At 49.0% G+C, this 10,445-nt stretch carries 12 protein-coding genes and 1 pseudogene; 8 read left to right on the forward strand and 5 right to left on the reverse strand.

What is annotated here, in order from left to right:
- On the reverse strand, positions 1–1,228 hold a 1,228-nt coding region (locus tag Q7V06_RS05950; RefSeq protein ID WP_304839448.1), incomplete at its 3' end, for a tubulin/FtsZ family protein.
- Between the two features lie 236 nt (positions 1,229–1,464).
- On the opposite strand from Q7V06_RS05950, the gene Q7V06_RS05955 reads away from it, so the two are divergent.
- Together Q7V06_RS05955 and Q7V06_RS05960 are read left to right on the forward strand one after the other, a co-directional pair.
- Positions 1,465–2,451, forward strand: coding sequence for a 5,10-methylenetetrahydromethanopterin reductase (locus tag Q7V06_RS05955; RefSeq protein ID WP_304839451.1), 987 nt, complete (start codon positions 1,465–1,467; stop codon positions 2,449–2,451).
- Positions 2,452–2,532: 81 nt separating this feature from the next.
- Positions 2,533–3,465 (forward strand): galactose-1-phosphate uridylyltransferase, encoded by a 933-nt coding sequence (locus Q7V06_RS05960; RefSeq protein ID WP_370650816.1) that lies wholly within the window; start codon positions 2,533–2,535, stop codon positions 3,463–3,465.
- Here the strand turns inward: Q7V06_RS05960 and Q7V06_RS05965 are convergent.
- From Q7V06_RS05965 to Q7V06_RS05980, 4 genes are read right to left on the reverse strand one after another with little or no spacing between them, the layout of a single operon-like run.
- Entirely contained in the window at positions 3,443–4,561 is a 1,119-nt protein-coding gene (locus tag Q7V06_RS05965; protein ID WP_304839453.1) for a PAS domain-containing sensor histidine kinase, read from the reverse strand. The two genes, Q7V06_RS05960 and Q7V06_RS05965, sit on opposite strands and share 23 nt — an antisense overlap.
- A gap of 10 nt (positions 4,562–4,571) precedes the next feature.
- Positions 4,572–5,186, reverse strand: coding sequence for a chemotaxis protein CheC (locus Q7V06_RS05970; RefSeq protein WP_304839456.1), 615 nt, complete (start codon positions 5,184–5,186; stop codon positions 4,572–4,574).
- Between the two features lie 2 nt (positions 5,187–5,188).
- Positions 5,189–5,563, reverse strand: a complete 375-nt coding sequence (locus tag Q7V06_RS05975) for a response regulator (RefSeq protein WP_304839459.1) — start codon at positions 5,561–5,563, stop codon at positions 5,189–5,191.
- A 59-nt stretch (positions 5,564–5,622) separates the two neighbouring features.
- Positions 5,623–6,465, reverse strand: a complete 843-nt coding sequence (locus Q7V06_RS05980) for a F420-dependent methylenetetrahydromethanopterin dehydrogenase (protein WP_304839461.1) — start codon at positions 6,463–6,465, stop codon at positions 5,623–5,625.
- A gap of 143 nt (positions 6,466–6,608) precedes the next feature.
- On the opposite strand from Q7V06_RS05980, the gene Q7V06_RS05985 reads away from it, so the two are divergent.
- The 6 genes and pseudogenes from Q7V06_RS05985 to rps19p form a co-directional block, all read left to right on the forward strand.
- Complete coding sequence (locus tag Q7V06_RS05985; RefSeq protein ID WP_304839464.1) at positions 6,609–7,013, forward strand: Tfx family DNA-binding protein; 405 nt, start codon at positions 6,609–6,611, stop codon at positions 7,011–7,013.
- 537 nt (positions 7,014–7,550) lie between these two features.
- Complete coding sequence (locus Q7V06_RS05990) at positions 7,551–8,564, forward strand: 50S ribosomal protein L3 (RefSeq protein WP_304839466.1); 1,014 nt, start codon at positions 7,551–7,553, stop codon at positions 8,562–8,564.
- Between the two features lie 7 nt (positions 8,565–8,571).
- Positions 8,572–9,321, forward strand: a complete 750-nt coding sequence (rpl4p, locus tag Q7V06_RS05995; protein WP_304839468.1) for a 50S ribosomal protein L4 — start codon at positions 8,572–8,574, stop codon at positions 9,319–9,321.
- Between the two features lies 1 nt (position 9,322).
- Positions 9,323–9,571: a 50S ribosomal protein L23 gene (locus Q7V06_RS06000; RefSeq protein ID WP_304839471.1), complete on the forward strand. Its 249-nt coding sequence runs from the start codon at positions 9,323–9,325 to the stop codon at positions 9,569–9,571.
- Positions 9,572–9,581: 10 nt separating this feature from the next.
- A complete protein-coding gene (locus Q7V06_RS06005; RefSeq protein ID WP_304839473.1) occupies positions 9,582–10,295 on the forward strand; it encodes a 50S ribosomal protein L2 in 714 nt (237 codons plus the stop codon).
- A 6-nt stretch (positions 10,296–10,301) separates the two neighbouring features.
- Positions 10,302–10,445: pseudogene (rps19p, locus tag Q7V06_RS06010) on the forward strand (30S ribosomal protein S19); the annotation flags it as partial.

The following is a 10,445-nucleotide window of genomic DNA, read 5'->3' on the forward strand; positions in this document are numbered from 1 at the left end:
CTTTCTCTTTCTGGAGTTCTTCTCTCTCTTTATCGAGAGCTATCTTCCGCTCTTTCTCTTCTCTCTCCTCTTCAAGGTAGGTGTTACGAATCTCTTTGAGCTCGTTTACCCGTGGAATATTTTTAACACCGGCAAGCACGATGATAACTCCGACATACTTTGTACTAAGAACGGGATAATCTCCGGCACGCATCTCAAGACCACTGATGCTCCGGTCTATCCATCTCCGAACGTTTTGAAATCCCTTCATTGAGAGTTCTTCGGAAGGACCAGCGATCAAAACCAGTGCTTTTTTTGCACTGGTCAGATCACAGGGGACAGATATCTCCTGGTAAATTGCACGTTTTGCCAACTCTACAACTCGTGATGCCCGCTTATGCCCATCTTCAAAAGGGGAATATTCTTTTCTAAATCTTCTGAGAAATCCCAGATTTGATCGGGGAATGATCTCGGTTGCATATCCAATCGCAACCATCCCCATCCCGGAAATGGTATTTAAGACCTCCCCTGCATCGAGGACCACCTCAGCAACAGGCTTTCCCCCTTCCACAAACTCACCGGCACGCAGCAGCAGCCCAAACCTTCGTGCAATCCGTTCATTCAGGAGAATATTTCGTTCGCGTGGATTCAGTGGGATTTTATCGGCATGATCCTCTTCCATCTCAGTATATTGGTTATCATCTCCACTTCCATCATTGGTTGTCCTCTCAAGGCGCAGCATCTCGGTAGCGATCTTTTTGTACCAGGTGTCATTATCAAAGAGGATGCATCCATCGACGATCGGCTCGATTATCTCAATCTGATCAGCTGCCTTTGCTGAGATCTTTGCCCCCTCACTTCTCATTGGAAGTGTCAGAATACAGAAGATCGGTTCGAAGAAGGAGTCTTTGATCTTATGGACAAGGAGTGAAACTGCATCGGCATGCATTCCGCCAAGACCGGTACAGATGATCACAGCATCGATCTCGATCCTGTTACACTGTTGAACATGCCCTATCATCTCGGCAATATCGAGAATTTCACCGTCAATTCCGTGACTTTCGTCATCGAGAGAGGGAAGAACGATTCGCTGGGTATTAGGGATAAAACGTAGTTCCTTGATACTTGTGATGTCGGTATCGATGGCTATTGCTTCAACGCTGTGCGTTCCACTCCTTTTGTCGTGGTCATAGAGGATATCGGCGATACGTGATCCCGCTCCACCAAGCCCGATAATAAGTGCCTTCATAGCAGATAGTCCGATATACCACAAAGCAGTTGATTACTGCTGTATATGATATTGTTACTCTGATATTATCCCGAAAACATAAAGCCTTTCAGTCAGTCTGAGTCCAACCTGCAAGCGTTCAAACAACTTTTTCGACAGTATTCTGCCGGAAATATTTCTCTCTGGAAGCCATATCAGAGGTAAATCATAATTTTTATAAGTGTGTGTGCGTAACTAGTCACTGAGGTGAAATTACCTTGACCTATGGAATAGAATTTGTGCCTGGAAATCTCTCTGTCAAGCAGGTAGTAAACTACTGCAAACTTGCAGAGACGAAAGATATTGACTATGCCTGGATCACCAACCACTACAACAACCGCCACTGCTACCCAATCCTTGGAGCTATTGCGTCAGCAACGACTGAGTTGAAGATGGGACCCGGTATCATGAACGCCTTCACTGACACACCAGCAGCGATGGCCTCGTTCTTCTGCACCTTAAACGAGATCTCCGATGGACGCGCAGTGCTGGGTATTGGTCCTGGTGACCTGTCAACACTCCCAAAACTCGCCATCGACCCCGCCAAGCCGGTTGCACGCTTAAATGAAGCTGTCACTCAGATCCGTGCTCTCTGCTCCGGTGCTGAAGTGAAGAAGTCAGGACTTGAATTCTTCGACTATGATGGTGCTAAGCTCACCGGTGTCCAGCTCCCCGGCAAGAAGGGAGTTCCGATGTACATCGGTGCACAGGGGCCAAAAGTCCTTGAGCTTGCAGGTACCGTCGGTGACGGTGCACTCATCAACGCATCAAACCCAAAAGACTTCGAGATTGCAATTCCGATCATCAAAGCCGCCTGTGAAAAGGTCGGCAAGAAGGGATTCGATATCGGTGCCTACACCGCAATGTCCATCGACATGAACGAGAAGAAGGCGCGCAACGCAGCAAAGATCGTCGCAGCATTCATCGCTGCAGGGTCCCCACCTGCACTCCTTCAACGCCACGGCCTTGACCTCGGCAATGTCGCCAAGATTAAAGACGCCCTTTCAAAATTCGACTTCAAGACGGTCGGCGGCCTCGTCGGCGATGCCGAGATCGATGCATTCACGATTGCAGGCACCCCTGACATTGTCAAACAGAAGTGTGAGGACTTAACGAAATCCGGTGTCACCCAGATCATCTTCGGATCCCCGCTTGGACCCGACATGGTCAACTCTATCCGCCTCCTCGGTAAGTACGTTGTATAAACCTTTCCCACTATGGGGATATTCATACATCTCTCACCATTTTTTCGGTATCTTTTTACCCTCTTTTGATTACCTTCTATCGTGTCGTTCTTCTCAATAACAGAGATTACAACTCCCCGTACAACCATCCAGTACCGGACAGAATTCGCAACAGGACTCTCATGCAGGATCAGTCCGCTTCGTGGCGTCCGGGGGATCAACCCATGCTCATCTCCTCCAACATATCAGTATGAAACACCGGACTGTCCATTTTGCAGATCCAGGATCTTCACATCAACAGAGGCATTCCAAAATGGAGACTGGATCTGTCGGGGTGAGAGTGTTACATTTCCAAATCTCTATCCATTTGCAGATTGTCATACGGTGACGGTGATCACCGAAGCACATATGGTTCACCATTTCTCAGAACGACAACTATCTGATGCCCTCATTGCATCTGCAGAATCACTTCTGGACTATTCCGGGTACCCGTCGATAAACTGGAACTTCCTTCCTTCAGCCGGTGCGAGTCTTCTCCATCCTCATCTGCAGGGAATAGCTGATAGGAGACCGACCACTCTCTGCCGTCTGTATCTCGAAGCTTCTGCAAAGACCCTATCAGGAGACTATTTTGATGATGTTTCGTATGAAGAGATGGGTGGACCGAGGCATCTCTTTGGGGAAGAGATATTCTGGTATGCAAATCCGGTTCCGATAGGAGAATGTGAGGTACGTGGCATACTTCCGATCAGGGAGATCTCAGATCTCTCCTCATATTCTGATACCCTCGCTCGAAACCTGATAAAAATCATTGGGTTGTATCGCTCTCTTGGCTCCTATGCATTCAATATGGGTATCTTCTTTCAAAAAAAAGGTTCTCCGGCAGATGATGGTATGCGGGCATTCTGTTCTATGATAGCACGCATTAATCCAAATCCTGCTTCTATAAGTGACTCTGCATTTATGGAGAGGATTCACCGGGAGCCGGTAGTTATGACCCTACCTGAAACGATCAGGGAGTATCTCCCATTCTGAAGCGATCAGACGGTACATGTATTTCAAATGCTGTTCCTTCTCTTCCGACCTCAATGATCGAAAGGCCGGTGATATCCAGGATCTCACGCGAAAGGAAGAGTCCAAGCCCGGTATTTTTTCCATAACCGCGATTGAAGATCTTCGCCTTCTGATCTGCCGGTATACCGATCCCATCGTCTGCAATCGTGATGATCGCCTCTTCCGCATGCACCTTCCAGCTGATGGTGATCGTTGTAACCGTCTCTCCATGCATTATGGCATTTGAGATGATATTCATGAAGACCTTCTCAAACATCGGATCGGCATAGACCTCAAGTGAACCACTCTGAATAATCAACTGAATAGTACTAACATAAAGGATTGAAGAAGCATTCTTTGCAATATCCTCGATACGGTACCATCCTGGTTCCTGTACTCCAAGCGCATCATACTCGCCGGTGAATGTAATCTGTTTCTGGATCTTCTCTGTCGAATGAAGGATGGCATCAATAAATCTCCTTTCATCCCCCTCTTCTGGAATCGTCTCTTCGAGAAAGTTAGCATTGCCGAGGAGTACTGTCACTTCGTTTAAGATATCATGACGTGTAATGCTGGAGAGGAGTTTCAGTTTCCTGTTGGTTAAAAGAAGTGATTTCTCAGCCTTTGCACGTTCGCGCACCTCTGCAAGCGCCTGATCCCTCATCGAACGAAACGCGCGTATTTCATGGTCAAGTTCTGTGACATCCTCGATGATGATCATCGCTTGAATCTCGTTGGTATCTCCGCCAGGATACCTGATGACCGATGTATGCTGGACACGGAGTGCCCCATCCTGCATCTGGCATGGGATGAATGAAGCATGGAGCTGAGACGAGAATATTGCCGGGGGACCTCCTTCCAGCACTTGTTCGATCCTCAATCGATAACTGATTGAGTGGAGATGAGGGTAGAGCTCATCAAGCTTCTTTTCGGTCACCTCTTCCTGGGATAATCCGCTCCACTCAGCCAGTGTCCTGTTCCAGAGCAGAATCTGCTTCTCACTATTGATGATACAGATGCCTATGGGAAGGGCATGAGAGAACCTTGCAATCGTCTCCTGAATAGCTGATGATATCATCAATCTTCACCTATTGTTCTGATATCTCACGCACCCGTGCGATCAGACCTTCAAGAGAATTGCTTCCCATGATGAGGAGGATCTTCCCCTCGATATCAAGGCTTCTGATGAACATCCGCGTCTCAGCGATGAATATAGCCTCACGGTGTTCTGATCTCACGCTCTCAATTAATGCGGGGATCTCACCTTCGCTATATGTTGGGAGTGAGTACAGAAGCTGTTTTCCAAGAACATTGGTGATCGATCCCATGACGCCATTGATGAGGATATTGCCGACTTCTTTGAGGGTCTCTGCGTGAATCGCATTTAAATGAAGTATCTTATCGGAGAAGTCCGGTTCATCACCGGTGATGGCCGCAATGAGGATATCCGCACTTTTTGCAGGAAATATTGAGAATGTCACTCCCGAGAATGCACCTTCAAAATTGAGGGTTACTGCTGCATACCGCTCACCACCAAGGCTCGACTCAATCTGATGAAACTCCTTTTCCGAGTAGAGATGGACGATTGGGATCTGGAGTTCTATTGTGGACCCAGTCATCTCCGAGAGGATTCCGGCTGCTTTTCCAACACCGATATTCACGAGTTCGCGGATGGCATCAATCTCTTTGGGATCGATCTTCATGATTACACCCCGGAATTCAGCAGCTGTCTGATTGCTGGTATCAACTCTTCCCGACGTAATGGTTTGTTCAGGAATCGTGAGGCTCCCAGTTCAATGCACCGCTTCCGTGTCGCATCCTGGATGTCTGATGTCAGAACGATGATCGGAATGCTGATCCCTTTCTTCCGGAGGATCGTAAGAAATTCAATCCCGTCGATATCTGGCATCAGGAGATCGACAATGATGATCCCGGGATTTGACTGCTCGATCTTTTCCAGACCGGAGCGCCCGTTATCGGCCTCAATACATGGATATCCTGCTTCAGTGAGTGTTTTTCGAATGATCGTTCGTTGGAAGGATGAATCGTCAATGATGAGAACTGTTGCCATCTCTGTCATATATACAGATGGGAACTCTATGATATTATAAAACTCTTAAAAAAAAGAAGGGTTGATATTTATTCTGGTTTGCTGATCAGCTTCGTCTTGGAGACGATGACGCCGTCTTTCTTGTGGGGCTTTCTGATGATGCAGTCTGATGCCTTCTCAAGCTCGCGTGCCTCATCACAGAGGACTGCTGCCTGACGCATCATCTCGTGAGCTGATGCGACGATCGGAATGTACTTCTCCCATTCCTTCGTCATAAAGCATCCCTTCACATTGACTCCTGCGACTGCTGATGCAACCTCATATGCGGCCCGTGCTTTTGCGAGTGCATAGGGGTTCTCAAATTCTCCCTCAACAGCTTTGTCTGAGGTCATGACGACTTTTGGGAGGACGAGCTCTGCGCCCTTCTTGCCTGCCTTCACCTGGTCGATCACTTTGTCAAGTTCAACCTGAAGCTTGCGGAATGCACCGGTGAGGGCGAGAACCTTCACGAGGTTGCCATTGAAGTCTGCCATCTCAACGGGGTCAAGGAACTCACGCCGGGCACCGATCATCGCGTCTGCCTTCATGATGACGTAGCCGAAGCTGCTTGCCTTTAATGCATCGAACTGCTCCTTCTTTGCAGTGATGTCATCTGTGACGACGACAACAGGGATACCTGCCTTTGCGAGTTCTTCACGTGCACCGGTTGGTCCTGGAAGGATTCCATTTGGCGAGACGACGACGCAGAAGTCAGGTCCCCATGCCTTCATGTTGGTGACAACACGGTCGATATCTTCGGGCTGAAGTTTGGTACCGGAGGTTGCCATGAATGTCTGCATGTCTTCACGGTCTGCACGCTCGTCAAGGAGGAGTTCGGCCATGACACCTGATGCGATGTTGCCGAGTTTTGCTATGCCTACTTTTACTACCATTGAATTACACCTCTCAAATATTTGAGAACACTTCTTTATCGATAAAAAGGCATATAAACATTTTGAAACGGCATTATTTTCTCCTCTGAACAAAATATGTTAACATAAAGTGTTTAAACTCCTGGGGTTAATAGAGTACATTAATGAAAGACGGTCTACTTACTGAGCGGCAGAAAGAGGTGCTCAGGTACAGAAAGCAGGGATTGACCCAGCAGCAGATCGCAGATCTGATCAATACCTCAAAGGCAAACGTCTGTACAATCGAGAAATCTGCAACAGAGAATATTAAAAGGGCGCGTGAGACTCTTGAATTTGTGAATACACTTGATGCACAGGAGCTCTGTACTATCTCAGCAGAAGTTGATCTTCTTGATGCGATCAACACCATCTACGAAGAGGCTGAGAAGAGTGGAATAAAAGTACGATATGATACTGTCTCACTCATCAATCGTGTCCGGGATGCAAACCCCGATAAGATTCATGCCCGGTATGTTCAGGATTCAATTCGGGTGTATATTAATCAGAAAGGCGACCTCTATTTTGGATGATCCCTCTCTTTTCTTCCGGGTTGGTTACCGGCGAGTCACTAGATTTATAATATCTACCTGTCAATAATAAGAGAAGCCGGATCAGGCTGTCACAGAAATGTCCGGTAATGATTACCGGTTCTTCTGGGAGAAGAGATCATGAATCTGTCTGTCAGAGATGGGCAGATTGGTGAGTGTTGCGATAATTCGCAGCGAGACGACCATTGCAGGTCTGATTGAACGCGCCGGGCGAACGTATCTACGTGCCCATTTCCCATGATCAGGGAAGCGCGTGCGGGTCAGGAACTCTTAAAGAGACTGGGAAGCACGATTAGCAGCAGAACTGGCTGTTTGGAACTTAAGGGAATAGATTCAACGGATACGATTCGTTGAGATCAAACCCGTCAGGTACAACAGATCACTCTATGACTCATCTCCTCCTCTGGTGTTCCTACCAATGCATCCCGCATACCGGCCCTAACGGGTTGGATTAAGCGGTGTAGAATGAGCCTTTTAAGAAAAGGCCCGAAATGAAAGACTCGAAGGATTGAACAATACATGCCGAAAATTAATAGCCCACGGTTTGGTTCACTTGCATTCAGCCCCAGGAAACGAGCCATTAGTGAGGTTCCTAAGTACAAATCCTGGCCGAACTATACTGGTAAGCCGGTATTGCAGGGGTTTGCAGGGTATAAGGTTGGCATGACGCATGTCATCATGGTCGACGACCACAAGAGCAGCCCGAATGAGGGGAAAGATATCATGATCCCCGTAACGGTTGTCGAGGTCCCGGCTATGAAGGTTGCCGCTATCCGCGCGTACCGCAGAGACACCTATGGCAAACACCCGATGACAGAGGTATGGGCGGATAAGCTCTCAGAGACCCTCTCACGCCGGATCTCAATGCCGAAGAACCATGATCGCGAAGCGACAACTCAGGTAATCAATGATGCTGTAGCAGCAGGTACCGTCGCTGAGATCATGCTTCTGATGCACACGACTCCTGAAGTGATCACCGGTATTCCAAAGAAGGTGCCGGATCTCATGGAGATCCGTGTCGCCGGAGGAACTGTCGCTGAGCGGTTTGCCTATGCCCAGTCGCTCCTTGGAACCGAGGTTGACTTTTCAACTGTCCTGAAGGAAGGGGCTTATGCTGATATCACTGCCGTCACCGAAGGAAAGGGGACGCAGGGTGCAGTGAAGCGCTGGGGTATACGTTTACGGAAGCGTAAGCACTCCCGTGGCAAGAAGGAACGTCATATCGGAACTCTCGGACCCTGGACCCCTCATCATGTCCGCTGGCAGGTGCCAAACGTCGGTCAGATGGGTTACCAGCAGAGAACCGAATACAACAAACGGATCATCAAGATTGGAACTGATGCGAGCGAAGTAAACCCTGATGGTGGATTCCTCCACTATGGTCTTGTCAGGAACAACTATGTCCTGATCAAAGGATCCGTTCCAGGACCAACAAAGCGTATCATCAGGATTCGTCCGGCAATTCGTCAGGGTGAACACCATGTCAGGGCTCCTGTTGTTGAATACATCAGCCTGGAGAGCAAACAGGGGTGAAAACGAGATGAAAGCACAGGTAAAATCACTTGAAGGATCGCCCCTCAGGGAGATCGAGCTTCCGGAAACCTTCGACACACCATACCGCCCCGATATCATCAAGCGGGCAGTACTGGCTCTTCAGAGCACCCGGTACCAGCCCCATGGCAGTGACCCCTATGCAGGGATGCGGACATCCGCAGTCGGCTGGGGATCAGGCAGGGGTGAAGCCAAGATTCCACGTATTAAGAATGGATCCCGCGCAGCCCGTGTTCCAAATGCACGAGGCGGCCGTGCCGGTCACCCGCCGGTCGTTGAAAAGGTCCTGATCGAGAAGGTCAATAAGAAAGAGAAGATTCTTGCCATCCGATCAGCCATTGCAGCAACGGCGAGCATAGATCTTGTCCGGGAAAGAGGCCATCTCTTTGAACAGGATGTCATCTCTGTTGTTGAAGATGCGTTTGAGAACCTTGAGCGAACCTCAGAAGTCATCACCGTCCTTGAGGCTCTTGGTATCATGGCAGATGTCAACAGGTCAAAGTTGAGCCGGAATATCAAACCTGGTCGTGGAAAGCTTCGTGGCAGGCGGTACAAGCAGAGGAAGAGCCTCTTGATTGTCACCTCGGAGACACCACTTCGTGCAGCGGCAAACCTCTCTGGTGTTGACTCTATTGCAGTTGGTGAACTGAATGCTGAACACCTTGCCCCCGGAACTCATGCAGGACGTCTTACGCTCTGGACAGAATCGGCATTGAAGCGGCTATCGGAGGTGAACTGAGATGGTTCTTGATCATCCTTCTGTTACGGAAAAGGCCATGGCGACACTGGAACGCGAGAATAAACTCATGTTCATTGTCAGAAAGGAAGCAAACAAGGATATGATCCGTCGTGACATCGAGAAGACCTTTGGAAAGGCTGTCACGGAGGTCAGAACCCTGATGACGAACAAAGGAACCAAGAAGGCTATTGTGAGCTTTGAAGATGATAAAGCCGCAGAAGAGATATTAAGCCGCCTTGGTATTGTGTAGGTGAGTGGAGATGGGACATCGAATCAGCAGTCAGGCGCGCGGTAAAGGCGGTCCGTCATACCGGGCACCATCACACAAATATAAAGCAGAACTTCGTCATCCAGGCACAGGCGATCAGACAGTTCGTGGAACGATCATCGATATCGAACACGATCCAGCACGTCATGCACCGATTGCCCTTGTAAACCTCGAAGATGGTGAGAAGATCTACCTCCTCGTCACCGAAGGGATGGGTATCGATGATGTTATTGAGTGGGGTCCGGATGCTACCGTTCGAAACGGCAACACCCTGCTCCTCAGTGACATCCCGACAGGTGCAGCAATCTGCAACATCGAAGCACGTCCAAACGATGGTGGAAAGTTCGTTCGGTCAAGCGGTGTTTCGGCACTTGTCATCGGAAAATCCGAAGACAGAGTCGGTGTTAAAATGCCAAGTGGCGTGATCAAATGGTTTAACAGCCATTGTCGTGCTACAATCGGACTCGTTGCAGGCGGCGGCCGTAGTGAAAAGCCGTATGTGAAAGCCGGTAAGGTATTCCACAAAGTAAAGACACAGGCAACCCGCTGGCCACGTGTCCGTGGTGTTGCAATGAACGTCATCGACCATCCGTTTGGTGGCGGTGGGCATCAGCACCCTGGAAGACCAAAGACTGTCTCTCGTGGAACACCACCTGGCAGAAAGGTCGGGCATGTTGCCGCACGAAGAACCGGATGTAAGAGGTGATCGGATATGGCAAAGAAATTAGTTAAGCGAATGCCGAGACGGCGTGAGGAGTTCACCTATCATGGGTATACAATTCCTGCCCTTCAGGAGATGTCGATCAATGATCTCATCCCTATTATGCCATGCCGCGCCCGCAGAAAGGTACAGCGC

Source organism: Methanocalculus sp., assembly GCF_030651615.1.
Lineage (GTDB): Archaea > Halobacteriota > Methanomicrobia > Methanomicrobiales > Methanocorpusculaceae > Methanocalculus.

Bases quoted from the DNA above. Each gene is read 5' to 3' on its own strand.
- Q7V06_RS06000 (WP_304839471.1), top strand. From the start codon at position 9,323: ATGGTTCTTGATCATCCTTCTGTTACGGAAAAGGCCATGGCGACACTG.
- Q7V06_RS05975 (WP_304839459.1), bottom strand. From the start codon at position 5,563: ATGACAGAGATGGCAACAGTTCTCATCATTGACGATTCATCCTTCCAA.
- Q7V06_RS06005 (WP_304839473.1), top strand. From the start codon at position 9,582: ATGGGACATCGAATCAGCAGTCAGGCGCGCGGTAAAGGCGGTCCGTCA.
- Q7V06_RS05990 (WP_304839466.1), top strand. From the start codon at position 7,551: ATGCCGAAAATTAATAGCCCACGGTTTGGTTCACTTGCATTCAGCCCC.
- rpl4p (WP_304839468.1), top strand. From the start codon at position 8,572: ATGAAAGCACAGGTAAAATCACTTGAAGGATCGCCCCTCAGGGAGATC.
- Q7V06_RS05985 (WP_304839464.1), top strand. From the start codon at position 6,609: ATGAAAGACGGTCTACTTACTGAGCGGCAGAAAGAGGTGCTCAGGTAC.
- Q7V06_RS05980 (WP_304839461.1), bottom strand. From the start codon at position 6,465: ATGGTAGTAAAAGTAGGCATAGCAAAACTCGGCAACATCGCATCAGGT.
- Q7V06_RS05970 (WP_304839456.1), bottom strand. From the start codon at position 5,186: ATGAAGATCGATCCCAAAGAGATTGATGCCATCCGCGAACTCGTGAAT.
- Q7V06_RS05965 (WP_304839453.1), bottom strand. From the start codon at position 4,561: ATGATATCATCAGCTATTCAGGAGACGATTGCAAGGTTCTCTCATGCC.